Below are 24,574 nucleotides of genomic sequence, written 5' to 3'. Positions count from 1 at the left end.
TCACCCGCCGGCCAGGGGATTGGGCAGCGGGCGGTAGCGGGCGTCCGCGCCGTCCGCCGCGGTCCAGCGCAGGAGGAGGTTGGTCTTCGCCGGGAGGGCCGGGGTGGTGAGGAGGGAGGGGATCTCGGGGAGGTCGTGGCGGGACAGTTCGCCGCGCAGGGCGGGCCAGGGGTCGAGGCCGGGGTGGTGCTCGGCGAGGGCGGCGGCGATCTCCATGAGGTGGTTGACGACCAGGCAGTAGACCAGGCGCTCCCAGCCCGCCTCCCGGGAGACCGCGGACAGGAGTTTCACGCCCTCCGCGTCCCGGTACAGGGCCCGTACCGGCGTGCCGCCGGGGTCCACGGCGACGAGCGTGTTCTGCAGGTGGGCCTCCAGGACGACGCCGTGCCGGTGGAAGGCCGCCAGGACCGGGGGGACCACCCGCGACAGGTAGGCCTCCCACCAGGCCGCCGGCCGCGGGGCGGCGGCCAGGGGGTTGCCGTCGAAGCCCTCCGCCAGGGCGGCGGCCAGGTACGGGGTCGCGCCGGGCGGGACGTGGCCGCGCAGGCCGTCGCGTACGACCACGGCCAGCTGTTCGTGGGCGAAGTCCGCGGTGCGGTGCCCGCGGTCGCTCTGCCAGGCCGCGTCCAGCCCGGCGAAGGCGTCGCGTACGGCCGTGTCGGTCGCGCGGAGCCTCAGCAGGTCGTGGCGCCACAGCCGGCGGACGTCGTTGGTGATGCGCACGTCCAGGCTGAACTTCAGGAACAGGTCGTGCTCGGGCGCGTACACGGTGCGGACCGCCGCCGTGGGCCACACCGGGAAGGCGGTCGTGCCCAGCCGGATCAGGCGGCCGTCGGCGAAGGCGGGGGCGAGGTCCCGGGCCGCGAGGTCCAGCTGCCAGGGGTGCGCGGGCAGCAGGCGGTAACCGGGCGGTGCGGTGCCCAGGCCGTCGAGGGCCGCGGTGTCGCCCTCCTCCACCACCGTGTCCTCGCGCAGCCCCAGCAGCGCCAGCGGGAAGCGGGCGTGCGCCTCGGGCGCGTACGGCAGCCAGGCCGCCGCCGGGCCGCCGCCCCGTGCCTTGGGGGCGGGATGATGGGGGTGGCCGGTGACGAGGGCCTGCTCGGAGCGGAGATACGGGTCGTCGGGCGGCGTGGCCCGGGCGCGGGCGGCGAGCAGCGCGGCCACCGCCTCCCGGCTGTCGAGCATCTCGGCGGGCAGTTCGTGGTTGGACAGGCCGGTGCGCCGGCGCAGCTCCTCGGCGACGAGTTTCACCAGCTCCGGGTGGCCGACGCGGTGCCAGGCGCCGGCCGCGTGGACCTCGGGTTCACGGGGGCGCCGGGTGCCGCGCACCCGCAGCAGACGGCCCGTGCCGGGCAGGCGGTACGTCGGGTGCGCCCCCGGTCCCGGTACGGGCTGCGCCACTTCGCGCAGCAGGCAGTTCAGCAGCGGCACCGCCGCGTACGCGTCGGCGCGGCGGGCCGCGTCGTCGTCCGCGGGCGGGGTGATGGGCTCCACGCGTTCCTCTGGTCCCTTACGGTCTGTCCGGACGGAGACGATCAGTATGTCTGTCGTCGTCCGCCGCCGCGTCCCGTCCCGCGCGTCACCGAGGAGCCCGCCCGTGCACCGTCCCCCCACCGCCGAGGCCGAGGTCGCCGACGAGCTGGCCGTGGTGCGGCCCGGCCTCGTGCCCCGGTACGCCGACGAGCTGCCCGGCGCCCGCGCGGCCGTGCTGACCCGGCTGTGGCGCGGTCTCGCGCACGAGCCGCTGCCGTGGATCGCCCGCCGGGAAGCGGGCCGCGAGGGGCTCACCCTGCGGCTGGCGGACGGGCGGCGGCTGCGCGGCCCGCACGCGGATCCGTATGCGACCGGCGCGTACGTCACCGCCGTACGGCTGGACGAGGTGGCCTACGACGATCCGGCACGGCTGATGACGGAGCTGGCCGTACCGCACTCGGCGGTCTTCGCCGCCGAACTCGGGCTCAGTGCCGCGTCGTTGGCGCTGTCGCGGGCGGGACGGGATCACCCGTCGCAGTGGCCCGACCGGGACTGGGAGTGGGAGCAGCGGGTGGCCGACGGGCACCCGTTCCATCCCAACTGCCGTTCCCGGCCGGGTTTCTCGGTGGCCGAGCAGCTCGCCTACGGGCCCGAGCACGGGCCGGTCGTGGAGCTGGGGCTGGTGCCCGTGCCGGAGGCCGGGTGCCTGGTGACGGGGGTCTGGCCCGAGTGGCTGCGGGAGCCGGGGCGGGTGGTGGTCCCGGTGCACCCCTGGCAGGCGGCGCACGTGCTGAAGCGGACGGGCGGGCGGCGGCTCGCGGCGCACCCGCTGATGGCGCTGCGCACCCTCGCGCTGCCGGAGGGCCCGCACGTCAAGACGGCGCTGAGCGCCCGGCTGACGTCCTCGGTGCGGGACATCTCGCTCGGCTCGGTGGCCGCGTCGGCGGTGCTGTCGGACTTCGGGGAGGCGGTGGCGGCGCGCACGGACGGGCTGCTGCACATCACCCGCACGCTGGGCGCGGTGGCGGCCGGTTCCCCCGACCTGGCGGCGGTGCTGCGCGAGTCGCCCGGGGAATACGCCGGGGCCGGGGAGCGGGTCGTCCCGGTGGCGGCGCTGGCGACCACCGAACTGCCTCATCTCCCTGGTTGGTCGGGCCGGTTCGCGCGGCTCGCGCTCACGGTCGGGCTGCGGCTGCTGGAGCTGGGGGTGGCGCTGGAGGCGCACGGCCAGAACCTGCTGGTGGTGCTGTCGCCGGACGGGGATCCGGTGCGGCTGGTCTACCGCGATCTGGCCGATCTGCGGATCGGCCCGGACCGCCTGGCCCGGCACGGCGTCCCGCTCCCCGGGCAGCTGCCCGCGCGCATGGTCACGGACGACGAACGCACCCTGCGGCGCAAGCTGTTCGGTTCGCTGGTGGCCGGCGCGCTGGCGGGCACGGCGGGGTCGGGAGCGGCGCTGCGGGCGGCCCTGGAGAGCGCCGTACCGCATCTGCCGCGCACCCCGGACCTGACCGCCCTGCTCGACGGGCCGCTGCCGGCGAAGGCGCTGACGCTGATGCGGCTGTCGCCGCGGACGGCGGGGGACCAATGGGCGGAGCTGCCCAATCCGCTGCGGTACGGGCCCGGGTGACGCCTCGTTTTGGAGCACGGCGCGTCCGATCAATAGGATCCGCCGATGATCAGAAGAAAACGGCCGGTGGCAGGCGCCTGTGCCCTGCTCGCCGCACTGACGGCCGGGTTCGCCTTCCCGGCCGGGGCGGCCGCCGGTGAACCCACGGGTCAGGACGCGCCGAAGGTGAACCTCGTCCTCGATGTGAGCGGCTCGATGCGGGCCAAGGACATCGACGGGCAGTCCCGGATGGCGGCGGCGAAGCAGGCGTTCAACGAGGTGCTGGACGCGACGCCGGAGGAGGTCGAGCTCGGCATCCGCACCCTGGGCGCGAACTACCCCGGTGACGACCGCAAGCAGGGCTGCAAGGACACCGCGCAGCTCTACCCGGTCGGCCCGCTGGACCGCACCGAGGCCAAGACGGCGGTGGCCACGCTCGTCCCGACGGGCTGGACGCCGATCGGCCCCGCCCTGCTGAAGGCGGCCGACGATCTCGAGGGCGGCGACGGCTCCAAGCGGATCGTGCTGATCAGCGACGGCGAGGACACCTGCGCCCCGCTCGACCCGTGCGAGGTGGCCCGGGAGATCGCGGCCAGGGGCATCGGCCTGACCATCGACACGCTGGGCCTGGTGCCGAACGCCGAGCTGAGCCGGCAGCTCAGCTGCATCGCCGAGGCGACCGGCGGGACGTACACCTCGGTCGAGCACCAGGACGAGCTCACCGACCGGGTGAACGAGCTGGTGGACCGCGCGGCCGAGCCCGTGGTGACGCCGGTGGCCACCCGGGGCGCCGACTCGTGCGCCGAGGCTCCGGTACTGACGTCCGGTCTCTACACCGACCGCGAGGAGTTCGGCCGGCAGCGCTGGTACCGCGTGGAACTGCTCGCAGGCCAGGAGCTGCGCACCTCGGTGAGCGTGGCGGCGGACCGCGCCGTGCGCCCGGACCACGGTGTGCTGCTGCGGGCCGTCACGGTGCACGACCGGGAGATCGTGCGCGGCGAGGCGACCGGCAACGGCCGCACCGACGTGCTCTCCACCGGGCTGCGCTACCCCAAGCCCGAACGGGACGACGACGACGGCGACAAGCCCGCGGCCGAGACCGTGTGCCTGGTGGTGACCAACTCCTTCTCGGCGGACTCCGGGGTGAAGACCACGCCCGGCCTTCCGCTGGAGCTGACGGTCGACGTCGTGGACGGCCCGAGCGACGCGGACGACGTGGCCTCCTTCGGTCTCGGCCGGGGCTGGTGGCTGCTCGGCGCACTGATCCTCACCGGCTTCCTCGCCGGTCTCGTCTGGGGCTGGCTGTCACGCTGGCGGGTCGCCGTCTGGAGGACCAACTGATGCGCGCCGTACGTGTACTGAGTGCCGCCCTACTGGCCCTCGGACTGGCCGCCGCCCCCGCCGCGGCCGACTCCTCCCCCTCCCCCGGCGCGTCCGACGACGGCGGGGCACCCACCCGCGCGGGCACCTCGTTCCGTACGGCGACGGAGGTCGAACAGGGGCGGACGGCCACCGCGCGCGCCTCCACGGGCGACTACCTGTACTGGTCGTTCCCGGCGGACGCCGGGCAGCGTCCCACCGTCCGCGCGACGGTGGAGCTGCCGGAGAGCCACGCGGCCGAGACCTGGCAGATCGACGTGTACGACGGTCTGCGCCGCCGTCAGGCCTGCCAGTACGGCGCGCAGACCCGCACCGCCGGGACGGACACGCCCTCCGTGGAACTGGAGTGCGTGCTGCGCACGGTCCGCGCCTGGTCGGAGCCGTGGGCGAACGACCCGCTGCCGGGCACGTACTACGTCCGCCTCACGGCGCTGCGGCTGTCCACGGCCGACCTGGGCCAGCCGGTGGAGGCCGAACTGCGGGTCGGCTCCAAGGACATGGGCGGCGCGGCGGCGGTGGACGGCGCGCTGTCCGAGCCGCTGGTGCCGGGCATCGCGACGCGCGCCGAGTCGGAGGAGGAGGGCGACGGCCCGGCCGTACTGGCCGACCTGGAGCCCGAGGACGGCTGGACCTCCGGCTGGTGGTCCGACCGCTGGGTGTGGACCGCGGTGGGCGGCGCGCTGGCCGCCCTGGCGGGTGTCGTCGGCTACCGCCTGACGCGGGGCTCCGGGCGCCCGCCCGGGGTGCCACCGACCGCGTGACGTCCTCCCGGAAGGCCCGCCCCGTGCGGGCCTTCCGCCTTTCGTCTCACGTCTCCCGCAGGGCCTTGGCGAGCGTGCCGTCGCCCGCCACCCCGACCCGTCCCGCGCGGACCGCGTCGGCCAGGGTCAGTTCGCCGCGGCTGATCGCCGTGCAGGTGGCGGTGTCCAGGGAGAGCAGGGCGTCGGGCTCCCCGGGCGCGGGGCCGTCGCCGTACACGGGACCGTCCCCGGCGCCGACGTGCAGGTGGAAACTGCCCTCCTCCAGGCGGACTTCGACCAGGCCCTCCCCCTCCAGGGCCCGCAGCAGGGGCAGCGCGAACCAGTGGGCCCGTACCGCGTCCGTGGGCCGCCGCTCGCCCAGTTCGGCCTCGCCCCAGGCACCGAGGGACTGGAGCACGGGTAGCAACGCGCTTCCACGGGAGGTGAGTTCGTACACGTACGCCGCTCCGGGCGGGGGCAGCCGCCGCCGGGTGGCGAGGCCGTCGCGCTCCATGTCCTTCAGCCGTGAGGCCAGTACGTCCGTGCTGACGCCGGGCAGGTCCGCGTGCAGGTCGGTGTAGCGGCGCGGTCCGGCGAGGAGTTCCCGGACGATCAGCAGGGTCCAGCGGTCGCCGACGACGTCGAGCGCGCGGGCTGCGGAACAGTACTGGTCGTAGCTTCGGCGTGGTGACATGCGACGCAGTCTAGACATGTCGTTGGACTTTCCAAGCTCCTGCTTGGTAAAACCAAGCAACACCAGAATCCGGAGGGGCGCATGGAGTTCCGGCAGTCGAGCAAGCTCAGCGAGGTCTGTTACGAGATCCGCGGTCCGGTGATCGAGCACGCCAACGCGCTGGAGGAGGCGGGGCACAGCGTGCTGCGCCTGAACACCGGCAACCCGGCCCTGTTCGGTTTCGAGGCGCCGGAGGAGATCCTCCAGGACATGATCCGGATGCTCCCCCGGGCGCACGGCTACACCGACTCCCGCGGCGTCCTCTCCGCCCGCCGCGCGGTGGCCCAGCGCTACCAGACCCTGGGCCTGGAGGTCGACGTGGACGACGTCTTCCTCGGCAACGGCGTCTCCGAGCTGGTGTCGATGGCCGTGCAGGCCCTGCTGGAGGACGGCGACGAGGTCCTCGTCCCGGCGCCGGACTTCCCCCTGTGGACGGCGGTGACGACCCTCGCGGGCGGCAAGGCGGTCCACTACCTGTGCGACGAACAGGCCGACTGGTACCCGGACCTGGACGACATGGCGGCGAAGATCACCGACCGCACCAAGGCCGTGGTCGTCATCAACCCCAACAACCCCACGGGCGCGGTCTACCCGAAGGAAGTGGTCGAGGGCATCCTCGACCTGGCCCGCCGCCACGGCCTGATGGTGCTCGCCGACGAGATCTACGACCAGATCCTCTACGACGACGCCGTGCACCACTCGGCCGCCGCGCTCGCCCCCGACCTGGTCGTCCTCACCTTCTGCGGCCTGTCCAAAACCTACCGTGTGGCGGGCTTCCGCTCCGGCTGGCTGGTGGTCACCGGCCCCAGGCAGCACGCGAAGGACTACCTGGAGGGCCTGACCATGCTGGCCTCCATGCGGCTGTGCGCCAACGCGCCCGCCCAGTACGCCATCCAGGCCGCGCTCGGCGGCCGGCAGTCCATCCACGAGCTCACCGCGCCCGGCGGACGGCTGCGCGAACAGCGGGACGTCGCCTGGCAGAAGCTGAACGAGATCCCCGGCGTGAGCTGCGTGAAGCCGAAGGGCGCGCTGTACGCGTTCGCGCGGCTGGACCCCAAGGTGCACAGGATCCACGACGACGAGCGCTTCGTCCTGGACCTGCTGCTCCGGGAGAAGATCCAGGTGGTCCAGGGCACGGGCTTCAACTGGCCGTCCCCCGACCACTTCCGCATCCTCACCCTCCCCCACGCGGACGTCCTGGAGACGGCGATCGGCAGGATCGGGCGGTTCCTGAGCGGATACCGGCAGTAGGGCCCGGGAACCACCGCCGGGACGATCACGTCGGATCAGGGTATGCGGGAAGAGAGACTGGGCTGTGCGGGCATCCTCCTGGCGGCCGTGGGAGCCGTCGCGGCGGTGCTCGCCTGGGCGCCGAAAGCGCGGGTCAGCGTCCACGGCGGCTTCGAGGGCATGCACCGGGACCTGAGCGTCCTCTACGTCGACCTCCCCCTCATCGCCCTCGGCGGCGCGCTCGTCCCGCTCGCCGCCTGGCTGCTCACCCTGCGCGCGCTGCGCCGCCCGTGGCTCGCGGCCGCGGTCGCGGCGGGCGCGCTCGCGCTCGGGGTCTGGGGGTTGCTGAGCTGGTGGACGCCCTACGAACGGCCCGAGTTCATGGGTTAGGTCCCGTACCCTTGCCGATGCCACGAGCCTGTTGCAGCACCGTCAGCGCCGCGGAGGAGGCGGACGCGGGCTCCGTGGTGAAGGTGACGAGGGACTGGTGCGGTTCCTGCGGGACGTGGAACGTCTGTTGTGTGACGGTCAGGTCCCCGACGACCGGATGGGCCAGGTCGTAGACGTCGCGGCCGCAGGGCTCGACGGTGTGTTCGGCCCACAGCGAGGCGAACTCGGGGCTGTGGATCGCCAGTTCGCCGACCAGCGCGGCGAGGCGCGCGTCGTCGCGATTGCGGGCCGTCAGGATGCGCAGGTTGCCCACCACCGCGCGGGCCTTGGCGGGCCAGTCGCGGTAGAGGGCGCGGGTGTGCGCGTCCAGGAAGACCAGCCGGGACAGGTTGGGCCGGGTCTCCGGGTCATCGGGCGAGGCGGAGGCCAGGTGACCGGCGAGCAGGGCGTGCCCGGCTCCGTTCCAGGCCAGCACGTCGTTGCGGCGGCCCACGACGAGCGCGGGCACGTCACCCATGGCGGCCAGCAGCGTCCGCAGATCGGCGGAGGCGTGCTCCTCGGGAGGCGTCACCGGTCCGCTCCGGTGACTCGCCGTCGTCGACAGGACGTGCAGGTGTTCCCGCTCGGCCGGGGTCAGTCGCAGGGCGGTCGCGATCGCGTCGAGGACCTCGGCCGAGGCGTTGAGCGACTGGCCCTGTTCGAGCCGGGTGTAGTAGCCGGCGCTGACCCCCGCGAGCATCGCGAGTTCCTCCCGGCGCAGCCCGGGCACCCGGCGCCGGTCCCCGTACCGGGGCAGGCCGACGTCGTCCGGGCCCAGTTGTGCCCGCCGCGCCATCAGGAACTCACCGAGCGGTGATCTGCGGTCCATGGCGGCAAGTATGCGCGGCGGCCGTGTCCGTCGCCTGCACCTGTCAGGGGTAGGCAGGAGCGGGTCTGGTCACCCGGGCCCGGGGCCCTCAGAGTCGATCACACGGATCACGGAACGAGCCCTCCGCATCCGTCCCACCCGCCGTCCACGACGCCGCCGGACGCATCGCGAACCGACCCTGCGCGCCACACCCGAACGAGGGAGACACATGCCCGCCACCCCACCCGCGCCGCTCTCGCCCACGGAGGCGACCGTCTCCACGGCGTCCCAGGTCACCACGATGAGGCTGGGGGACGTCGAGATCACCCGCGTCATCGAGTTCTCGGACATCTCACCGATGACGACCGACGTGTTCTTCCCCGGCAGCAAGCCGGAGGAATGGCAGCGCCACGCCGCACTGCTGGACCCGGATCACTGGGACGCCCGCACCGACCTGACGCGCGTCGCCACCCAGTCCTGGGCGCTGCGCAGCGAAGGCAGGGTCATCCTGATCGACACCGGCGCGGGCAACGGCAAGTACCGTCCGCTGCAGCCGATCTGGTCGTACCTGAACACGAACTACCTGGAGAACCTCGCCGCGGCCGGCATCGATCCCGAGGACGTCGACCTCGTCGTCAACACCCATCTGCACGACGACCACGTCGGCTGGAACACCCGGCTCCACGGACGCGACTGGGTCCCCACCTTCCCCAACGCGACCTACCTCATGCCGCGGCCCGACGTCGAGTACTGGCATCCGGAGAACCTGCACAACACCGTGTTCGGCCGGGGGAACCAGAACGTCTACGAGGACAGCATCGACCCGGTGATCGACGCCGGGCTCGTCAGGACCTGGGACGACTCCTACGTCATCGACGCCAACCTGCGGCTCGAACCGGCCCCCGGGCACACTCCGGGTTCCTCGGTCGTCCACCTCGAGTCCGGAGGCGACCGCGCGGTCTTCGCCGGCGACCTGATGCACGGCGCGATCCAGGTCCACGAGCCCCACCTCAACAGCTGCTTCGAGGAGGACGAGGACGCCGCCCGCGCCAGCCGGGCGCGGATGTACGCCTACGCCGCCGACCACAACGCCCTCGTGCTGCCCGCCCATCTGCCCGGCCACGGGGCCTTCGAGATCAGGCGCAGGGGCGCCGGGTTCGAGATCTCCGGCTGGGCGCCCTTTTCCCGCACCTGACCACCGGATCGAAGGAACCCCCATGTCCAGCACGCCTCTCGACGTCTCCTCCTACGGATTCACCCGGCACATCCGGGTGGCGGCCCGCCCGGCTCAGGTCTACGACCTGGTCAGCACGGTGTCGAACATCAGCAGGTGGAGCCCCGACGCCCTGCACGCCGAGTACGAGGACGGCGCCGGGCCCCGTGCGGGCGCCTGGTTCCGCGGCCGCAACCAGGGGTCGGTCAGACAGTGGGAGAGCCGTTCCCAGGTCACCGTGGCCGAACCCGGCGCCGTGTTCGCCTTCACCGTGCTCGGCTCCGCCTCCGTGCCCGTCGTCGAATGGCGCTGGACGTTCACCGCGCACGGTTCGGGAACCCTGGTGGCGCAGACATGGCGACTGCTCGTCGCCGACCCCGTCCTGGGCAGCACCTACGAGGACCTCGACCGGTTGCGCGACGCCACCGTCGACGGCGTCGAGGCCACGCTGACGTCGCTCGCCGACTGGGTGGCCTGCAACGTCACGGCCCGATGACCCGGCGTCCCGTCCCGGGACGCGCCCGCACCACACCGACCGGCCGCGGCTCCCTCCGGGGCGGCGACGGCTCACAGGTAGCGGACGCCCGTCAGTTCCTCGGCCACCGCCCAGAGTCGCCTGCCCACGGCCGGATCGGCCGCCTCCCGGCTGAGCCGGGCCTCGGTGACCCGACCGCGTGTCTCCCCCAGCCCGGACGGCCCGAAGAACTGACCGCCCCGCACACCGGGGTCGGTGGCGGCGCGCAGTTGCGGCAGCGCGCCCCGCTCCACCGGCTGCGTGACCAGCAGGCCGGCCCGCGCGATCACCTGTCCGAGCCGGCCACGGTGCTCCCAGGCGCGCGGGGTCAGGTTGGTGCGGGTGAGACCGGGGTGGGCCAGTGTGCTGATGACCGGTGATCCCGCGGCGCGCAGGCGCCGGTCCAGTTCGACGCCGAAGACCGTGGTGGCGAGCTTGGACCGGCCGTAGGCGGGAGCGGCCCGGTAGTCACGCTCCGACATCAGGTCGTCGAAGTCGAGGTGCGCGTTCTTGTGGGTGATCGAGCTGAGACCCACCACCCGGGGTTCCCGCGCCGCCTCCAGCCTGTCGAGCAGCAGGCCGGTCAGCGCGAAGTGCCCCAGCATGTTGGTGCCGAGGTGCAGCTCGAAGCCGTCGGCGGTGGTGCGGCGCGGGCCGAGCAGCACCAGGCCGGCGTTGTTGACCAGCAGGTCGACCGCCGGATGGTCGGCGGCCAGCTTCGCGGCGAACGCGCGGACCGAGCCGAGCGAGGCCAGGTCCAGCTCGCGCACCTCCGCGTCACCGCCGATCCGGCGGGCGGCCTCCGCACCGGCGGCGGTGTCGCGGACCGCGAGCACGACGTGGGCGCCCCGGCGGGCCAGCTCCGTGGCCGTGATCAGGCCGAGGCCCGAGTTCGCGCCGGTCACGACGGCGGTCCTGCCCTGCTGGTCGGGGATGCGGTCGGCGGTCCATCCGGCCATCTGCTGCTCCTGGGGTGTCGGTGGGTGGACCTACGACGCTAGGAACGGTACGGGCCGGTTCGGTCGTTCTCGTTTCCCTAGGTCTGCGGGACCTACCTCGGGTGCTCACCGGGAAGGCACACTTGCGGCATGACCCATCCGTACGCCCGTGAGCTCGGTGATTTCCTGCGCGCCCGGCGCGACCGGCTGCGTCCGCGGGACGTCGGTCTGGAGCCGGGCGGCCGGCGCAAGGTCACCGGGCTGCGGCGCGAGGAGCTGGCCCTGCTGGCCGGGCTGAGCACCGATTACTACCAGCGGATGGAGCAGGGCCGGGAAGTACGCCCGTCCGACGACGTCCTGGACGCGCTGGCCGGCGCGCTCGGCCTCGACGAAGCGGAACGCAGGCACCTGTTCGGCCTGGCCCGTGCCGCCCGCCGGCCGGTGCCCGCCCGGCCGGACCGCGGTCCGGAGCGGGTCCCGGACAGCACCCGGCGGCTGCTGCGGGTCATGGACACCCCGGCGGTGGTGCTCGGCCGCCACCTCGACCTGCTCGCCTGGAACCCGATGGCACAGGTGCTGCTCGGCAGCCCGGACGGCTACCCGCCCGAGCGGCTCAACATGCTCCTCCTGCTGTTCGACGACACCCGGACCGGCGAGCGGAGCTGTCCGGACTGGGAGCGGCAGGCCCTGGAGTACATCGGCATGATGCGCGCCGCTGTCGCCACCGACCCCGCCCATCCGCGCGCCACCGCGATCATCGGCGAGCTGAGCATCCGCAGCGCCGAGTTCCGGCGGCTGTGGGCCCGGCACGACGTACGGGTCTCGGTCAGCGGCACCAAGACCTTCCGGGTCCCCGAGGTCGGTGACGTCGTCCTGGACTGGGACACCTATCCGCTGCCCGGCCGACCCGGTCCGGTCATGCTGGTCTTCACCGCCGAGCCGGGCAGCGCCGACGCGGACCGGCTGCACCTCCTCGCGTCGTTGCGCGCGACCCGCTCCACCGCGAAGGCCACGCCGCCGGTCACCTCGGACTGAGCCCAGGGGGACCTCGCACCACACCGTCCTGGTGTACGGGTCGCCGCCGGTCACCGGCCCCGTTCCAGGCAGGCACGTCGTTGCGGCGGCCCACGACGAGGGCGGCTCCGGCGGCGGCGCCGAGGTCGAGGGCACCGACGTCGGCCGTGACGGCCGAGGCCGGGGCGGAGCCGGCACGGCGCGGGATCAGACCCTGCAGCGGGGCGATGGTGGCGGTGGCCGGCAGGCCCAGGACCACGAGCACGGCGGTGGGCTTCCAGCCCGCGGCGAACGGCATGGCCCCTATGAGTGGGGCACGCCGTGCAGGCCGTCGAGACGAGGGGTCATTCCAGCCACGTCCCGTCCCGCATGACGACCCTTCCGCGCAGTTCCGGCACACCGCGCCATGCACGCACGGTCCTCGGGACCATACGTACGTACAGATAGGGATCCCTTTCCGTGCGCGGATCCCATCCGAACTTGTCGGCGAACGCCTCCGCCGCGCCGTCGGGAACCTCCCGGTCAGGGAAGCACTCCGCCTCGCCCTGGAGGAGCACCACGTCGAAGGAGTCCGGCAGCGCCAGACGTACGCGCGGCTCCGTGCGGACGTTCCGCGCCGTCACGGACGTGGCGCCGGTGCACATCCACATCGCACGCCCGTCCCACAGGAACCACAACGGCACCTGGTGCGGCCCATGATCGGGGTGAGCCGTCGACAGCCACACGTCCCGCTCGGTACCGAGCCGCTCGAGAACGTCGCGCACCCGCTCCGCCGTACCGCGACGAACAGTCTCCGTGGTTCCCATGAGGATCGACCCTAGCCAGCGGCACCGCACCACGCCTGAGGCGCAGGACCTACTCCCGGAGACCGAGGGAACTCCTCAGCTCCCGGCTCGGGTTCGGCCCCGACTGCGTCGTCAGTGGAGGGCGCTACCGTGCCGGCGTGACTGATCTTGAGGTGGTGGCACGTGGGACGGTCGGCGGCGACGTCACGCGGTTCGCATACAGCCTCTCCATCGCACGGATGCCCAGGAAGAAGCTCCCCTCGTCCGGGAACCCGGCGAAGCCGCAGCACCGCACGTCGTCGTCCACGTCTTCCTCGGGAGGATCCAGGTTGTTCTGCAGCAGCCACGCCCGCAAGTCCTGGGGGAAGGAGAGACCCATCCGCTCCTCTGCGGACGCGAGCGTGTCCTCCGTGGCGGGCCCGGGCAGGCCCGCGTGGTCGGCCGGGGCGTGCTCCCGGAGCAGACGCATCACGCGGGACCAGCTCTCCACCGCACCCATTGCCCGCTGCCCCTTCGACCGGCTCCTCAGCAGTCGTCACCCCAGCGGGACTTCGCACCACACCGTCTTGGTGTACGGGTCTCCGGCGGTGGTGCCCCAGTGGGAGGCCAGCGCCTCGACGAGGAGGAGGCCGCAGCCGGACTCCATGTCGGGTGCGACGGGCGCCAGTGTGCCGGAGCTCGGTGGGCGGTGGTCGGGGCGATGTCGACGTTCATGCCACTCAGCGTGGCCGGTCGACCCCACTCTGCGCAGTGGCGATGCCGATACGCGGAGTCACCGTGCGGATGCTGTCCGGGTCTGTCCGGGTCGCGACGCGTGACGCCCCGCACGGGCGGCGAGTTGGGCACGGGTGGCACAAGGAGGTGTGAGGGCATGAGCGTGGAACCTTACGGCGCGGACGAGGAGTCGGCGGCCGTTCTGCGAACCGTCGGACGGGTCATCAAGATGTGCCGGGAGCGAGAGGGCATGACCCAGGCCGGTCTCGCCACGGCCATCAGGTACGGCGAGGAGCAGGTGTCGTCCGTCGAGCGCGGACGCCGGGCTCCGGCGGAGGAGTTCCTGGAGGCGGCGGACCGGGTGCTCGAAGCGGGCGGCCTGATCGCGGGGCTGAAGAAGGAGGTGGAGAAGGCCCGGTTCCCGAAGAAGGTACGGGACTTGGCCAAGTTGGAGGCGGAGGCCGTGGAGATCTGTGCCTATGACAACTCCGTCATCAACGGGCTCCTGCCGACCGAGGAATACCTGCGGGCAGTGTTCGGGTCGCGGCGTCCGGCGTTCTCCGAGGAGGAGGTGGACCGGCTTGTCACTGCGCGGCTGGCACGTCAGGAGGTCATCGGGGGTATGCAGACGGACCTGTCCTTCAGTTTCGTGCATGATGAGGCTGCACTGCGGAGGCGGGTCGGGGGCAGAATGGTGCTGCGCCGACAACTCGAACGACTGTTGGAGATCGGACAGAAGCGGAACGTGGAGATCCAGGTCCTTCCTCTGGATCGTGAGGACAACGCCGGTCTCGGCGGCCCCTTCCACCTGCTGCGGCTCAAGGAGGGCGCCACGGTGGCACACAACGAGGTCCAGCGGACCAGCCGACTGATCCCGGAGAGGAAGGAGATCCAGATCTTGGAGCTGCGGTACGGAGTCATCCGGGCCCAGGCCCTCCCGCCACGTGAGTCGCCGGCCTTCGTCGAGAAAGTCCTTGGAGAGACATGAGTGTGAAGCCCCCGGCCAGTGACGGTGACGCGCTGGCGTGGTTCAAGAGCAGCTACAGCACCGACGACGGACCCGCCTGCGTCGAGGTCGCCTTCGCCCCCGAGACCATCCACGTCCGCGACTCGAAGCACATACAGGGCCCCCGCCTGACCTTCGCCCCCCGGCAGTGGGCCGCCTTCCTCCCGTACGCCTCCGGACGCCGATGACCCGACCGCTCACCGCCGCGCAGCGCCGGCTCATCGACGCCGCCGATCCCGGCACCGGGCGGCTGAAGGGTACGCCGGCGCAGCTCGCCGCACTGGTGAAGCGCGGGCTCGCGTTCCGGCATCCGAGGCCGCCTCACGACCACTTCCTGACTCCGGCGGGACACCGGATACGGGAGGCGGAGCCGGAACCCACCCCGGTGGAGACGGACGGGCCGGCCCCGACCGGGGTGTTCGCCGCGCGGGTCGGCGGCGAGCACCTCGCGCCGGAGTCGGGCCCCGCCCGGCTCCGGGAGGTGCGCGGCGCCTGGCAGGGCATGCTGGAGCTGCGCCGGATGACCAACACCGACGGCGCCACGGACCGGCCGTGCGGCTGGGAGCGTTCGCACCTGGTGCAGGCCGCCGCGCTCGCCCTGGAGGCCGCCGGACACCGCCCGGCCGGCGCGGACGCCGGGGGCGGCGGTTACCGGGTGCGGGAGACCCCGCAGCCCGAGGCGGTCGCCGTGCACGAGCCGGACGGCGCGGCACTGCGGGCCTGCGCGGCCACCCTGGAGGGGGCCGGCTGGCAGGTCGGGGAGTACACGGAGCCGAGGACGCGGGCCCGCTATCTGCTGGCCTCCCCGCGCCGGGTGTGAGGGGCACACCGGGGGCACACCGGGATCGGCGGGTCGGGCGACGGACCGGACCGGAGCCCGGATCGGCTTTCACGCGCTGAAAGTTTCCGCCGCCCGGTTCCCGAGTTTCCAGGCCATCCGCTCCTACAGTGGACCAGACCACCAGAGAGGAGCGAAGGCTCTTTACACGCCTGGAATCTACGTGCGTAACTAATGACGCGCGCACGTCAACCTGTACGGATCCGCCCAGGTGGCAGCGGCCGACGTCACCTCCTTCGCTCATCCCCACATGTGTCAGGAGGCAGCCCCATGTTCTCTCTCCCCCACCCCCGCAGACGGATCGTCACGGCGTGCGGCGTCCTCGGCGCCGCACTCGCGCTGACGGCCACCGCCACGGGCGGCGCGTCCGCCGCGCCGGGGCCCGACCGGGACCGCGTCCACGTGGAGCCCGGCGAGGCGTACATGGGTGTCGGCACCCGCGTCCACGAGGGCGACCCGGCCGGGGCCCCGTCGCGGGGCGCCCTGGCCCCCACCGACGGCGTCCAGGGCATCGACGTCTCGCACTGGCAGGGCGCCGTCGACTGGACCTCGGTGCGCGGTGCCGGCGTCCAGTTCGCCTGGATGAAGGCGACCGAGGGGACCACCTACAAGGACCCGAGCTTCAACACCAACTACCCGGCCGCGTACCACGCGGGCGTGATCCGCGGCGCGTACCACTTCGCCCTCCCCAACGCCTCCGACGGCGCCACCCAGGCGAACTACTTCGCCACCAACGGCGGCGGCTGGTCGCGCGACAACCTCACCCTGCCGGGCGTCCTGGACATCGAGCACAACCCGTACGGGGCGATGTGCTACGGCCTGTCCACCACGCAGATGCGCAGCTGGATCAACGACTTCCACACCGCCTACACGTCGCGCACGAGCCGTGACGTCGTCATCTACACCACGGCGAGCTGGTGGAACACCTGCACCGGCAACTGGACCGGCATGTCCGCCAAGAGCCCGCTGTGGGTGGCGCACTGGACCTCGGCGTCGTCGCCGACCATCCCCATCGGTTTCCCCACCTGGACGGTGTGGCAGTACACCAGCACCGGTTCGGTCTCCGGCGTCTCCGGCGATGTGGACCGCAACCAGTTCAACGGTTCCCGCGACCGGCTGCTGGCGCTCGCCAACAACACGTGACGGCGTAGGTCCCGGCGCATACGCGAGCACACGGTGGGGGCCGGCGGCCGTCCGTCGCCGCCCCACCGCTCCCCCACCCCTCCCCTCCCCCACGAGGAGTGACGTGCATCCTCACAGCGCCCTCCGGCGCCGTCTCCTGCTCTCCGGCGCGGCCTCTCTGGCCGCCGCCACCGCCCTGCCGGGCACCGCACACGCGCGCGACACCGACGTCATGGAGCCGGACATCGACTCCACCGCGGCCTGGGGCGCCCGTTCCCCGCAGGGGACCATCAGCCTCCTGCGGTACCGGCCGGGCAGGATCGTCGTCCACCACACGGTGAGCGCCAACAGCTCCGACTTCTCCCGCGCCCAGGCGCACGCCCACGCCCACTGGGTGCAGGACCTGCACCTGGACAAGAACAACTGGATCGACACCGGCTACCACTTCCTGGTCAGCCGGGGCGGCTGGATCACCGAGGGCCGGCACGGCAGCCTCCAGGCGCTCACCGGAGGCCGGGACTTCGTGCTCGGCTCCCACACCTCAGGACAGAACGAGCAGGCCGTCGGCATCGCGTGCGAGGGCGCCTACCACGCGGGCGCGGTGCCGCCGGACCCCCAGTGGGACGTCCTGGTGACGCTGTGCGCGTACGTGTGCGCGCGGTACGGCATCCCCTCCGCGCAGCTCCACGGCCACAAGGACTACGGCGGGACGCTCTGCCCCGGCGTGTACCACGAGATGCTGCCCCGGCTGCGGGAGGAGGTGGCGGCGGCCCGGACGTCCTGACCGGCAGCGGGCCGAGGAGTTCGCGCCCGGGGCACCGGCGATGAGCGGGCCGGGGCCCCTCTCGTGCTCGGGGCCGTCTCCGGGACGTACGCGTCCCCGGGACGGCCGCCGCGCACCCCCTGTCCGGGATCCACGGTCACCGGCCGGGGGCTTCGGGGTGTTCAGCCCTGCGCGGCGATCCGTGCCAGCCGTCGGGCCTCCTCACGGGTCGAGCGGGCGATCGCGTCCTCGTCGGCGGTGAGCAGCCGGCCGTTCTCCACGATCTGCCGGCCGTCGACGAAGGAGGCGGTGACCGGGGCCGCCGCGCCGAGGACCAGCGCGGTCACCGGGTCGGCGATGGAGGCGTGCGCGAGGGTGTCCATCCGCCACAGCACCAGGTCGGCGAGCTTGCCCGGCTCCAGGGAGCCGATCTCGCCCGCCCGGCCGAGCACCTGCGCTCCGCCGTACGTGCCGAGGCGCAGCGCCTGCCGGGTGTTCAGGGCGGCCTCGCGGTGGGGGCCGAGGCGGTTGACGAGCAGGGCGTTGCGCAGTTCGGTGTGGAGTTCACCGGACTCGTTGGACGCCGTGCCGTCGACCCCGAGGCCGACCGGGACGCCGGCGGCGAGCAGGTCGGGGACGCGGGCGATGCCCGCCGCGAGGCGCGCGTTGGAGGAGGGGCAGTGGGCGACTCCCGTCCCCGTACGGGCGAAGGCGGCGATGTCGGAGTCGTTCATGTGGACGCAGTGCGCCATCCAGACGTCCTCCCCCAGCCAGCCGGTGGACTCGAAGTAGTCGGTCGGGCCCATGCCGAACAGCTCGTGGCAGAACTTCTCCTCCTCCACGGTCTCCGAGCCGTGGGTGTGCAGGCGTACGCCGAGCCGCCGGGCCAGCTCCGCGCCTTCCCGCATGAGTTCGGTGGAGACGGAGAAGGGCGAGCAGGGGGCGACGGCGACCTGGGTCATGGCGTCGAAGGAGGCGTCGTGGTGACGGCGCACCGTCTCCTCGGTGGCGGCGAGCGCGCCGTCGAGGGTCTCGACGGCGAAGTCCGGGGGCAGTCCGCCGTCCTTCTCGCCGCGGTCCATGGAGCCGCGGGCGAGGGTGAAGCGGACGCCCAGGTCACGGGCGGCGCCGATGACGGCGCCGGACAGGTCGCCGGTGCCCCGCGGGAAGACGTAGTGGTGGTCCATGGCGGTGGTGACGCCGCCGCGGGCCATCATCGCGAGCGAACCCCGGGCCGCCGCGCGCACCATCGGCTCGTCGATGCGCGCCCAGGTCGGGTAGAGGGCGACGAGCCAGTCGAAGAGGTTGTGGTCGGTGGCCAGGCCCCGGGTGATCCACTGGTAGAAGTGGTGGTGGGTGTTGACCAGGCCGGGGGTCACCAGGTGCCCGGTGGCGTCGATCCGGCGGGCGACGTTCCCGAGGCCCTCGGGGGCCCTGCCCGCGCCGAGCGACTCGATGCGGTTGCCGGCGAGGACGACGTACCCCGACGCGTACTCGGTGTCCTCCGCGTCGACGGTGGCGATCGCGCAGTTCTCGATGACGGTGCGCCGGTCCGCTGCCATGGTTCGTCCTTTTCGGGTGCGCCGAAGTGCCGTGTTCTCAGAGGTTGGTGAGGTCCGCCGGTATCCGCGCCTCGCAGCCGTCGCGCAGGACGGTGGCCTCGATCAGGCCGTAGGGGCGGTCGGCCGCGACGTACACGGCCCCTTCGGCGGTGTCGTTCTCCAGGCCGAACGGCTCCAGGTCCACCAGGAAGTGGTGGCTGTTGGGGAGGGAGAAGCGGACCTCGTCGATCTCGCCGCGGTGGTCGATGATCCGCGCGCCCATCCGGTACAGCGTCTGCTGCAGGGAGAGGGAGTAGGTCTCGGCGAAGGCCCGGAGCAGGTGCTTCCTGGTCTCCTCGTAGGACCTCTCCCAGTCGGGCATCTCCTGCTCGTCGTCGGTCCAGTTGAACCGCCAGCGGCCGGAGACCGAGGTGGCGAGGACGCGGTCGCGGGTCTCCTCGAGCGTCGTGTACGCGTCCTTGACGTAGCCCCGGAACTCGGAGGCGGTGGAGTTCAGCACCGTCAGGTCCTTCAGGCCGGAGACGACCTCCCACTTCTCCCCGTCGTACGTGATCTGGGCGAGCCGGGTCTCCTGCCCCCTGCGGACGAAGGAGTGCTCGCCCTCGTGCGCGTCGGAGGTGGCGATGCGCTCCCAGGCGTACTCCTCGACGCGTATGCGCGCCCGGTGGATGGGCTCCTGGGAGGTGACGAAGTGGCGGGCGAGGTGGATGCCGAACTGTTCGGCGGACTCGACACCGTGCTTCTTGGCGAAGGCGAAGACGGTGTTCTTGGTGGTGTCGGTCGGCAGGACGTGGGCGTTGGAGCCGGAGTAGTGGACCTCGTCCATGTCGCCGGACAGGGCGACGGAGACGTTCAGGTCCTTGATGCGGTGGGTGGTGCCGTCCCGCGTGATCCTGACGACTCGGTTCTCCGCCTTGCCGTACTGGTTCTGGCCCAAGATGGTCGGCATTGCTCGCTAGCTCCCTCGGTAAACGGAGTAGCCGAACGGGTTGAGCAGCAGCGGTACGTGGTAGTGCTCGCCCGGTACGACGGCGAACGTGACCGCCACCTCCGGGAAGAACACCCCGGTTCCGCCGTCCCGGTGCGCGGGGGCGTCCTGCTGTGCCTCGGCCTGGTTCCTCGCTGATGGTGCGAAGTACGCCTCGACCGCGAAGTCGAGCCGTACGTGGGTGGTTCCCTCCGGCGGGGCCGGCAGGTCCTCGCACCGCCCGTCCGCGTCGGTCGCGGAGCCGCCGAGCGCCCGCCAGTCCGCGTCCCGGCCCGAGCGGGCGGCGAGGCGGACGGCGACGCCCGCGGCGGGGCGGCCGGCGCTGGTGTCCAGGATGTGCGTGGACACGGAGGCGGTGGTGTCGGTGCTCATGTGCGTCAGTCCTCTCCGGCTTCGGCTCTGGCTTCGACCTTGGCTTCGCCCTCGGCGTCGGCTTCGGCGTCGGCGTCCGCTTCGCCCTCGCCCTCGGCTTCGGCCGCGACGAGACGGGCCAGCCTGATGCGGTTGATCCTCCCCAGTTCGGTGCGGACGATCCCGCGTTCCCGCTCCGGCGTGTTGCCGAGGCGTTCCCGGACGGCGTCGCGCATCTGCTCGCCGGTCCGGCCGGTGGCGCAGATGAGGAAGACATGGCCGAACCTCTCCTGGTAGGCCAGGTTCAGTTCCAGCATCTCGGCCCTCAGCCCCTCCGGGGCGCCGGCCATGCCGCTCTGTTCCCGGGCGGAGGCCGGGTCCCCCGGCTCCGGCCGACCGATCGGCGGGTGCCCGGCCATCGCCTCTTCCAGGTCGGCCGTGGTCAGCCCGGCCGTGGCGGCGTCACTGGCGGCGTACAGGTCGTCGGCGGTGCTGTACGGGCGGGCGGCGAGCAGACGCCGGGCCCAGGCCGTGGAGGCGCAGGCCTCGTGGAGTGCGGCGAGGGCGGCGTGCTCCGTCAGGGTGTTGAAGCGGGCCAGGCCCCTGGGGGTGGAAGTCGACGTCACGGAAGCCTCCGTGGCCGCGAGCGGCCTTCGTGTCGAGCGGGCGTGCCGACAGTGAACGCCGTCACGGACAACCACGTCAACAGTTTGTTGAAAAATCCGCGTAACCGGAGGGCGCATCCGTCGGCCGGCGGATTCAGGTGCCCTTCTCGCGGTTGAGGTAGTTGTAGACGGTGAAGCGGCTGACCCCCAGCGCGCTCGCCACGGTCTCCACGCCGTGCCGCACGGCGAAGGCGCCGCGCGCCTCCAGACCGCGCACGATCTCCTGCTTGGCCTTGCGGTCCAGGTCCGCGAGCGGCCTGCCCTTCCTGCGCTCCAGTGCCGCGAGGATGTGGTCGAGGGAGTCCGCGAGCTGCGGCAGCCGCACGGCGACGACGCCGGCGCCCTCCCAGGAGAGCACCACGTCGTCGGCTCCCGCCTGGTCCGGCGGGACCATCTCGCCGCCCATGGCGTCGACCAGCGGCTTCACCGCCGCGACGAAGGCCTCGACGCCGGTGCCGGTCACCGGTCCGCCTCCTCGACGACGTTGACCTGGAGGGAGATCCGGGTGGCGCCCGCGGTCAGCGCCCTGCGCAGCATCGTGTCCACGGCGCCGAGCACCGCGTCGGCGCCGCCCTCGGCGGTGTTGCCGAAGGGGCCGACGTCCACCGCGTCCAGCTCGGCCGTCTCGACGACCTCCCGCGCCACCACCGCGTGCGCGGGCGCCTCGTCGAGGTCGAAGGGCTCGGTCGTGAACTCCACTCTCAAACGCACTGCGCCCCCCATGAGACCGGCTCTGATCTGCTCGTTCTCCCGGCCCCCGGCCCGGAGAGTCGCTCCTGGACGACCTTAACGGACTCCTCCCGGGCGGGCATCGAGGATGCGCGGACCCGTCGTGAGGCGGGGAGCCCCGACCCCGCCGCCCCGGAGACCGTCACCCGGGTGCTCGCCGCCCGTCACGCCGTCGACGGCGTCACCGGCCGGCTGGAGCTGAGCGCGGAGGCCGTGGCCGTGGCCTGCCGGGAACTCGGTCTGCGGGGCACGGACCATCCGTCCGTGGTACGGACGGCCGAGCGGATCCTCCGCCGTTTGGAAGAGGATCCCGGAGTTGCCCTGGTGATCGGCGAGAAGGACTGACCATGACCTCCGTATCCGCCCCTTCCTCCGCTGCTTCGTCCCGCGCGGGGGAACCGGCCGGTCTCCCCGGCTCGCTCGACGGGCCCCGGCTCGCCGGCGCCGCCGCGGAGCACGGCACTCCGCTGTGGGTGTACGACGCCGGGACGATCCGCGCGCAGATCGGCCGGCTGCGCCGCTTCGACGTCATCCGCTTCGCCCAGAAGGCCTGTTCCAACCTGCACATCCTGCGTCTGATGCGCGAGGAGGGCGTGCTCGTCGACGCCGTGTCGGAGGGCGAGATCGAGCGTGCGCTCGCGGCCGGCTACCGGGTCGGGGGAGCCGACGAGCCGATCGTCTTCACCGCCGACCTGCTGAACCGCTCCACGCTGCGCCGGGTCGTCGAGCTGGGCATCCCGGTCAACGCCGGTTCCCCGCAGATGCTCGACCAGGTGGGCGAGGCCTCCCCCGGCCACCCGGTGTGGATCCGGATCAACCCGGGATTCGGCCACGGGCACAGCCGCAAGACCAACACCGGTGGCGAGCACAGCAAGCACGGCATCTGGCACGAGCACCTCCAGGAGAGCCTCGCGCTGGTCGACCGGCACGGGCTCGACCTCGTGGGCCTGCACATGCACATCGGCTCCGGGGTGGACTACGGCCACCTGGAGTCGGTCTGCGAGACCATGGTCAAGCAGGTCAGGCTGGCCGGGCGGGACATCCGGGCCATCTCGGCCGGCGGCGGTCTCTCCGTGCCGTACGCGCCGGGCGACCCGGAGATCGACACCGACCGCTACTTCGAACTCTGGGACGCCGCCCGGCGGGAGCTCGTCTCCGAGCTGGGCCACCCGGTCCGGCTGGAGATCGAACCCGGGCGCTTCCTGGTGGCGGGCTCGGGGGTGCTGGCCGCCGAGGTCCGCGCCCAAAAGCCCGTGGGCAGCAACTACTTCGTGCTGGTCGACGCCGGGTTCAACGACCTGATGCGGCCCGCGATGTACGGCAGCAGCCACCGCGTCTCGGTCCTCGGCGGCGACGGCGTCCCGCGCGGCGGGGACGCCCGCGACACGGTCCTGGCCGGCCCGCTGTGCGAGTCGGGGGACGTCTTCACCCAGGTGGAGGGAGGCGACGTGGAGCCCGTGCCGCTGCCCCGCACCGAGATCGGCGACCTGGTGGTGTTCCACGACACCGGCGCCTACGGCGCGAGCATGTCGTCCACCTACAACTCCCGGCCGCTCATCCCCGAGGTGCTGGTCGACGGCGACGACACCAGGCTGATCCGCCGCCGGCAGACCGTCGCCGAACTGCTGGCGCCGGAGCTCGACCTCCCGCTCTGACCCGGCCCGCTGCGCGCAGGGCGCGTCCGGCGTGCGGTGCGCACGCCGGACGCGCCCTTCTCTGCCCGCACGCGGGCCCCCGCACCGTTCCACGCCCCGATGCGGACGGTCCCGCGTCCGGGGTGCGGATCCGTCCGGCGCGCAGCAGCCTGGGGACATGGCACATCCAACGGAGCATCCGCACATCGTGGTGCACTCCCCGGCCCTGGACGGCTCGCGGCGGGTCACCTCCGGTGACGACACGCTGGGCATCGCCACGCACGTCGACGACGTGGGCGAGATCCTGCGGCTGGCCGACCTGTACGTCACCGACGTCGAGGAGACCGACCTCATCGAGTGGCAGGGCGGCGGCCCCGACGACTGGCCGGGGCTCTCCGAGCACCACGGGACGACCTGAGCGGCGCTACGGCATCGGCCGTACACCGGCTACGTCACCCTCAAATGAACCTCTGAAGGCGGCCCGGAAGGCTTCGGCCACCCCCGTCGGCGGGCACACTCCTGGCACACGGGGCCCGCCGGCACGGGGGCGGCGGGCCCCGGCCGAGGGGGTGTCGTGCCATGACCACCATGGGGAACGTCCGGGGAACGCCGCACGAGCTCGCCCTGCTGGCCGGCGGTCCGCGCGCCGCGGTCACGGTGGCCGTCGTCGCCCTGCATCTGCGGGGCGCGGTCGAGGCGGGCGCGCCGGGCACGGTACGGGCGGTCGACGGGGAGGCGGGGCGGGCCCTGCCGCCGCTGCCGACGCCCGAGCGGTTCCTGGAGCAGGAGGAGGGCGTCCCGGCCGGCATGCGGGCGCCGTACCTGGAGAGCGCGGTGTACCACTGCCTGGAAGAGCCCTCGGACATGGGGGAGTTGCTGCGGCACCCGGATGTCCGCTGGGCGCTGGCCGAGCTGCGGGTCGGGCTCGCGGAGACGGGGATGCTGGGGTATCCGCTGCTCAGGCGCACCAGGGCCGCCCGCCGACGGCTGAAGGTCCTGCGGAAGGCGTTTCCGCTGCCGTCGAGCCGGCACGGCCGGCCGGACCACGAGAAACTGCTCGCCGTCGCCCTGCACGGCAAGGACGCCCTGCTCGTCTTCGTCCCGCGCTTCGCCCTCCGGGCGGGGCTGACCGACCGGGTCGACATCAGGGACAAGGGCCTTCGCCACTCCCCGGGCGGCGGCACGTACGGCGGCAGCGGCGGCTACCTGTACTGCGGAAGCGGCGGCGGAGGCGGCGGGGAGTGAGCACGGCGAGGGGCGGCCCGTCCCCCTCGGGCGGGCCGCCCCTCGCGTGGGTACCCGGATGCCGGACCTTCAACGTCCCGATCGATACCGG

29 protein-coding genes and 1 pseudogene are annotated in these 24,574 nt (G+C 72.9%); 17 read left to right on the top strand and 13 right to left on the bottom strand.

Annotated elements, in window-relative coordinates; all coding sequences use genetic code 11:
* Window positions 1-1,494 carry an IucA/IucC family protein gene (locus tag ACFY3N_RS11255; RefSeq protein ID WP_390816361.1) on the bottom strand — a complete coding sequence of 498 codons (1,494 nt, stop codon included), beginning with the start codon at window positions 1,492-1,494 and terminating at the stop codon, window positions 1-3.
* A 103-nt stretch (window positions 1,495-1,597) separates the two neighbouring features.
* On the opposite strand from ACFY3N_RS11255, the gene ACFY3N_RS11250 reads away from it, so the two are divergent.
* The 3 genes from ACFY3N_RS11250 to ACFY3N_RS11240 are packed head-to-tail and all read left to right on the top strand — an operon-like array spanning window position 1,598 to window position 5,223.
* Window positions 1,598-3,103 carry an IucA/IucC family protein gene (locus tag ACFY3N_RS11250; protein WP_390816360.1) on the top strand — a complete coding sequence of 502 codons (1,506 nt, stop codon included), beginning with the start codon at window positions 1,598-1,600 and terminating at the stop codon, window positions 3,101-3,103.
* 45 nt (window positions 3,104-3,148) lie between these two features.
* Window positions 3,149-4,423, top strand: coding sequence for a VWA domain-containing protein (locus ACFY3N_RS11245; protein ID WP_390816359.1), 1,275 nt, complete (start codon window positions 3,149-3,151; stop codon window positions 4,421-4,423).
* Window positions 4,423-5,223: a hypothetical protein gene (locus ACFY3N_RS11240; protein ID WP_390816358.1), complete on the top strand. Its 801-nt coding sequence runs from the start codon at window positions 4,423-4,425 to the stop codon at window positions 5,221-5,223. Before ACFY3N_RS11245 ends, ACFY3N_RS11240 begins: the two co-directional genes overlap by 1 nt.
* 46 nt (window positions 5,224-5,269) lie before the next feature.
* Here ACFY3N_RS11240 and ACFY3N_RS11235 read toward each other — a convergent pair whose 3' ends face one another.
* A complete protein-coding gene (locus tag ACFY3N_RS11235; protein ID WP_390816357.1) occupies window positions 5,270-5,896 on the bottom strand; it encodes a winged helix-turn-helix transcriptional regulator in 627 nt (208 codons plus the stop codon).
* A gap of 81 nt (window positions 5,897-5,977) precedes the next feature.
* On the opposite strand from ACFY3N_RS11235, the gene ACFY3N_RS11230 reads away from it, so the two are divergent.
* Window positions 5,978-7,186 carry a pyridoxal phosphate-dependent aminotransferase gene (locus ACFY3N_RS11230; RefSeq protein ID WP_390816356.1) on the top strand — a complete coding sequence of 403 codons (1,209 nt, stop codon included), beginning with the start codon at window positions 5,978-5,980 and terminating at the stop codon, window positions 7,184-7,186.
* Window positions 7,187-7,228: 42 nt separating this feature from the next.
* On the top strand, window positions 7,229-7,555 hold the full coding sequence (locus ACFY3N_RS11225) for a hypothetical protein (protein WP_390816355.1): 327 nt from the start codon (window positions 7,229-7,231) through the stop codon (window positions 7,553-7,555).
* Here ACFY3N_RS11225 and ACFY3N_RS11220 read toward each other — a convergent pair.
* A complete protein-coding gene (locus tag ACFY3N_RS11220) occupies window positions 7,545-8,423 on the bottom strand; it encodes a helix-turn-helix domain-containing protein (RefSeq protein ID WP_390816354.1) in 879 nt (292 codons plus the stop codon). The genes ACFY3N_RS11225 and ACFY3N_RS11220 overlap by 11 nt on opposite strands.
* A gap of 280 nt (window positions 8,424-8,703) precedes the next feature.
* On the opposite strand from ACFY3N_RS11220, the gene ACFY3N_RS11215 reads away from it, so the two are divergent.
* Together ACFY3N_RS11215 and ACFY3N_RS11210 are read left to right on the top strand one after the other, a co-directional pair.
* Window positions 8,704-9,597, top strand: a complete 894-nt coding sequence (locus ACFY3N_RS11215; RefSeq protein ID WP_390816468.1) for an MBL fold metallo-hydrolase — start codon at window positions 8,704-8,706, stop codon at window positions 9,595-9,597.
* A gap of 22 nt (window positions 9,598-9,619) precedes the next feature.
* Window positions 9,620-10,111 (top strand): SRPBCC family protein, encoded by a 492-nt coding sequence (locus ACFY3N_RS11210; protein WP_390816353.1) that lies wholly within the window; start codon window positions 9,620-9,622, stop codon window positions 10,109-10,111.
* Between the two features lie 71 nt (window positions 10,112-10,182).
* Here the strand turns inward: ACFY3N_RS11210 and ACFY3N_RS11205 are convergent, their stop codons facing one another.
* Window positions 10,183-11,088 carry an oxidoreductase gene (locus tag ACFY3N_RS11205; RefSeq protein ID WP_390816352.1) on the bottom strand — a complete coding sequence of 302 codons (906 nt, stop codon included), beginning with the start codon at window positions 11,086-11,088 and terminating at the stop codon, window positions 10,183-10,185.
* Between the two features lie 129 nt (window positions 11,089-11,217).
* Here ACFY3N_RS11205 and ACFY3N_RS11200 point away from each other — a divergent pair, with 129 nt between their 5' ends.
* Window positions 11,218-12,102 carry a helix-turn-helix transcriptional regulator gene (locus ACFY3N_RS11200; RefSeq protein ID WP_390816351.1) on the top strand — a complete coding sequence of 295 codons (885 nt, stop codon included), beginning with the start codon at window positions 11,218-11,220 and terminating at the stop codon, window positions 12,100-12,102.
* Here ACFY3N_RS11200 and ACFY3N_RS11195 read toward each other — a convergent pair.
* The 3 genes from ACFY3N_RS11195 to ACFY3N_RS11185 form a co-directional block, all read right to left on the bottom strand.
* Window positions 12,089-12,379: a hypothetical protein gene (locus ACFY3N_RS11195; protein WP_390816350.1), complete on the bottom strand. Its 291-nt coding sequence runs from the start codon at window positions 12,377-12,379 to the stop codon at window positions 12,089-12,091. The two genes, ACFY3N_RS11200 and ACFY3N_RS11195, sit on opposite strands and share 14 nt — an antisense overlap.
* 46 nt (window positions 12,380-12,425) lie before the next feature.
* Complete coding sequence (locus ACFY3N_RS11190; RefSeq protein ID WP_390816349.1) at window positions 12,426-12,887, bottom strand: pyridoxamine 5'-phosphate oxidase family protein; 462 nt, start codon at window positions 12,885-12,887, stop codon at window positions 12,426-12,428.
* Window positions 12,888-13,011: 124 nt separating this feature from the next.
* Window positions 13,012-13,365, bottom strand: a complete 354-nt coding sequence (locus ACFY3N_RS11185) for an SMI1/KNR4 family protein (RefSeq protein ID WP_390816348.1) — start codon at window positions 13,363-13,365, stop codon at window positions 13,012-13,014.
* Between the two features lie 372 nt (window positions 13,366-13,737).
* Between ACFY3N_RS11185 and ACFY3N_RS11180 the strand changes: the two genes are divergently transcribed.
* The 5 genes from ACFY3N_RS11180 (at window position 13,738) to ACFY3N_RS11160 (ending at window position 17,330) form a co-directional block, all read left to right on the top strand.
* The gene (locus tag ACFY3N_RS11180; RefSeq protein WP_390816347.1) at window positions 13,738-14,568 is read left to right on the top strand and encodes a helix-turn-helix transcriptional regulator; all 831 of its coding nucleotides are present in this window, start codon (window positions 13,738-13,740) and stop codon (window positions 14,566-14,568) included.
* On the top strand, window positions 14,565-14,774 hold the full coding sequence (locus ACFY3N_RS11175) for a DUF397 domain-containing protein (protein WP_390816346.1): 210 nt from the start codon (window positions 14,565-14,567) through the stop codon (window positions 14,772-14,774). The genes ACFY3N_RS11180 and ACFY3N_RS11175 overlap by 4 nt, the downstream gene beginning before the upstream one ends.
* Window positions 14,771-15,406, top strand: a complete 636-nt coding sequence (locus tag ACFY3N_RS11170; RefSeq protein WP_390816345.1) for a hypothetical protein — start codon at window positions 14,771-14,773, stop codon at window positions 15,404-15,406. Before ACFY3N_RS11175 ends, ACFY3N_RS11170 begins: the two co-directional genes overlap by 4 nt.
* A gap of 288 nt (window positions 15,407-15,694) precedes the next feature.
* A complete protein-coding gene (locus ACFY3N_RS11165; protein ID WP_390816344.1) occupies window positions 15,695-16,567 on the top strand; it encodes a lysozyme in 873 nt (290 codons plus the stop codon).
* A gap of 103 nt (window positions 16,568-16,670) precedes the next feature.
* Window positions 16,671-17,330 (top strand): peptidoglycan recognition family protein, encoded by a 660-nt coding sequence (locus ACFY3N_RS11160; RefSeq protein ID WP_390816343.1) that lies wholly within the window; start codon window positions 16,671-16,673, stop codon window positions 17,328-17,330.
* 161 nt (window positions 17,331-17,491) lie between these two features.
* On the opposite strand, the gene ACFY3N_RS11155 is transcribed toward ACFY3N_RS11160, so the two are convergent.
* From ACFY3N_RS11155 to ACFY3N_RS11130, 6 genes and pseudogenes are all read right to left on the bottom strand, one after another.
* Window positions 17,492-18,871, bottom strand: a complete 1,380-nt coding sequence (locus ACFY3N_RS11155) for an 8-oxoguanine deaminase (protein WP_390816342.1) — start codon at window positions 18,869-18,871, stop codon at window positions 17,492-17,494.
* Between the two features lie 37 nt (window positions 18,872-18,908).
* A complete protein-coding gene (pucL, locus tag ACFY3N_RS11150) occupies window positions 18,909-19,820 on the bottom strand; it encodes a factor-independent urate hydroxylase (protein WP_390816341.1) in 912 nt (303 codons plus the stop codon).
* 6 nt (window positions 19,821-19,826) lie between these two features.
* Entirely contained in the window at window positions 19,827-20,231 is a 405-nt protein-coding gene (gene uraH, locus ACFY3N_RS11145) for a hydroxyisourate hydrolase (protein ID WP_390816340.1), read from the bottom strand.
* A 107-nt stretch (window positions 20,232-20,338) separates the two neighbouring features.
* A pseudogene (gene uraD / locus ACFY3N_RS11140) lies at window positions 20,339-20,836 on the bottom strand (2-oxo-4-hydroxy-4-carboxy-5-ureidoimidazoline decarboxylase); the annotation flags it as partial.
* 133 nt (window positions 20,837-20,969) lie between these two features.
* On the bottom strand, window positions 20,970-21,338 hold the full coding sequence (locus ACFY3N_RS11135; protein ID WP_390816339.1) for a helix-turn-helix domain-containing protein: 369 nt from the start codon (window positions 21,336-21,338) through the stop codon (window positions 20,970-20,972).
* On the bottom strand, window positions 21,335-21,586 hold the full coding sequence (locus ACFY3N_RS11130) for a hypothetical protein (protein WP_390816338.1): 252 nt from the start codon (window positions 21,584-21,586) through the stop codon (window positions 21,335-21,337). Before ACFY3N_RS11130 ends, ACFY3N_RS11135 begins: the two co-directional genes overlap by 4 nt.
* A 168-nt stretch (window positions 21,587-21,754) precedes the next feature.
* On the opposite strand from ACFY3N_RS11130, the gene ACFY3N_RS11125 reads away from it, so the two are divergent.
* From ACFY3N_RS11125 to ACFY3N_RS11110, 4 genes are all read left to right on the top strand, one after another.
* The gene (locus ACFY3N_RS11125) at window positions 21,755-21,949 is read left to right on the top strand and encodes a hypothetical protein (protein ID WP_390816337.1); all 195 of its coding nucleotides are present in this window, start codon (window positions 21,755-21,757) and stop codon (window positions 21,947-21,949) included.
* A 2-nt stretch (window positions 21,950-21,951) separates the two neighbouring features.
* Complete coding sequence (gene lysA / locus ACFY3N_RS11120) at window positions 21,952-23,259, top strand: diaminopimelate decarboxylase (RefSeq protein WP_390816336.1); 1,308 nt, start codon at window positions 21,952-21,954, stop codon at window positions 23,257-23,259.
* 157 nt (window positions 23,260-23,416) lie between these two features.
* Complete coding sequence (locus ACFY3N_RS11115; RefSeq protein ID WP_390816335.1) at window positions 23,417-23,656, top strand: hypothetical protein; 240 nt, start codon at window positions 23,417-23,419, stop codon at window positions 23,654-23,656.
* 161 nt (window positions 23,657-23,817) lie between these two features.
* Window positions 23,818-24,483 (top strand): TIGR04222 domain-containing membrane protein, encoded by a 666-nt coding sequence (locus tag ACFY3N_RS11110; RefSeq protein WP_390816334.1) that lies wholly within the window; start codon window positions 23,818-23,820, stop codon window positions 24,481-24,483.
* Window positions 24,484-24,574: the final 91 nt, after the last annotated feature.

It is taken from the genome of Streptomyces sp. NPDC000348 (assembly GCF_042898795.1).
In the GTDB taxonomy this organism is placed as follows: Bacteria; Actinomycetota; Actinomycetes; order Streptomycetales; family Streptomycetaceae; genus Streptomyces.
Note: the sequence above shows the minus strand (reverse complement) of the source record. Positions and strands in the feature narration are given on the sequence as shown.

What these genes read in the sequence shown, in the direction of transcription:
- ACFY3N_RS11245 (WP_390816359.1), top strand. Translation starts at nt 3,149, where the DNA reads ATGATCAGAAGAAAACGGCCGGTGGCAGGCGCCTGTGCCCTGCTCGCC.
- ACFY3N_RS11240 (WP_390816358.1), top strand. Translation starts at nt 4,423, where the DNA reads ATGCGCGCCGTACGTGTACTGAGTGCCGCCCTACTGGCCCTCGGACTG.
- ACFY3N_RS11235 (WP_390816357.1), bottom strand. Translation starts at nt 5,896, where the DNA reads ATGTCACCACGCCGAAGCTACGACCAGTACTGTTCCGCAGCCCGCGCG.
- ACFY3N_RS11230 (WP_390816356.1), top strand. Translation starts at nt 5,978, where the DNA reads ATGGAGTTCCGGCAGTCGAGCAAGCTCAGCGAGGTCTGTTACGAGATC.
- ACFY3N_RS11225 (WP_390816355.1), top strand. Translation starts at nt 7,229, where the DNA reads ATGCGGGAAGAGAGACTGGGCTGTGCGGGCATCCTCCTGGCGGCCGTG.
- ACFY3N_RS11220 (WP_390816354.1), bottom strand. Translation starts at nt 8,423, where the DNA reads ATGGACCGCAGATCACCGCTCGGTGAGTTCCTGATGGCGCGGCGGGCA.
- ACFY3N_RS11215 (WP_390816468.1), top strand. Translation starts at nt 8,704, where the DNA reads ATGAGGCTGGGGGACGTCGAGATCACCCGCGTCATCGAGTTCTCGGAC.
- ACFY3N_RS11210 (WP_390816353.1), top strand. Translation starts at nt 9,620, where the DNA reads ATGTCCAGCACGCCTCTCGACGTCTCCTCCTACGGATTCACCCGGCAC.
- ACFY3N_RS11205 (WP_390816352.1), bottom strand. Translation starts at nt 11,088, where the DNA reads ATGGCCGGATGGACCGCCGACCGCATCCCCGACCAGCAGGGCAGGACC.
- ACFY3N_RS11200 (WP_390816351.1), top strand. Translation starts at nt 11,218, where the DNA reads ATGACCCATCCGTACGCCCGTGAGCTCGGTGATTTCCTGCGCGCCCGG.
- ACFY3N_RS11195 (WP_390816350.1), bottom strand. Translation starts at nt 12,379, where the DNA reads ATGCCGTTCGCCGCGGGCTGGAAGCCCACCGCCGTGCTCGTGGTCCTG.
- ACFY3N_RS11190 (WP_390816349.1), bottom strand. Translation starts at nt 12,887, where the DNA reads ATGGGAACCACGGAGACTGTTCGTCGCGGTACGGCGGAGCGGGTGCGC.
- ACFY3N_RS11185 (WP_390816348.1), bottom strand. Translation starts at nt 13,365, where the DNA reads ATGGGTGCGGTGGAGAGCTGGTCCCGCGTGATGCGTCTGCTCCGGGAG.
- ACFY3N_RS11180 (WP_390816347.1), top strand. Translation starts at nt 13,738, where the DNA reads ATGAGCGTGGAACCTTACGGCGCGGACGAGGAGTCGGCGGCCGTTCTG.
- ACFY3N_RS11175 (WP_390816346.1), top strand. Translation starts at nt 14,565, where the DNA reads ATGAGTGTGAAGCCCCCGGCCAGTGACGGTGACGCGCTGGCGTGGTTC.
- ACFY3N_RS11170 (WP_390816345.1), top strand. Translation starts at nt 14,771, where the DNA reads ATGACCCGACCGCTCACCGCCGCGCAGCGCCGGCTCATCGACGCCGCC.
- ACFY3N_RS11165 (WP_390816344.1), top strand. Translation starts at nt 15,695, where the DNA reads ATGTTCTCTCTCCCCCACCCCCGCAGACGGATCGTCACGGCGTGCGGC.
- ACFY3N_RS11155 (WP_390816342.1), bottom strand. Translation starts at nt 18,871, where the DNA reads ATGGCAGCGGACCGGCGCACCGTCATCGAGAACTGCGCGATCGCCACC.
- pucL (WP_390816341.1), bottom strand. Translation starts at nt 19,820, where the DNA reads ATGCCGACCATCTTGGGCCAGAACCAGTACGGCAAGGCGGAGAACCGA.
- uraH (WP_390816340.1), bottom strand. Translation starts at nt 20,231, where the DNA reads ATGAGCACCGACACCACCGCCTCCGTGTCCACGCACATCCTGGACACC.
- lysA (WP_390816336.1), top strand. Translation starts at nt 21,952, where the DNA reads ATGACCTCCGTATCCGCCCCTTCCTCCGCTGCTTCGTCCCGCGCGGGG.
- ACFY3N_RS11115 (WP_390816335.1), top strand. Translation starts at nt 23,417, where the DNA reads ATGGCACATCCAACGGAGCATCCGCACATCGTGGTGCACTCCCCGGCC.
- ACFY3N_RS11110 (WP_390816334.1), top strand. Translation starts at nt 23,818, where the DNA reads ATGACCACCATGGGGAACGTCCGGGGAACGCCGCACGAGCTCGCCCTG.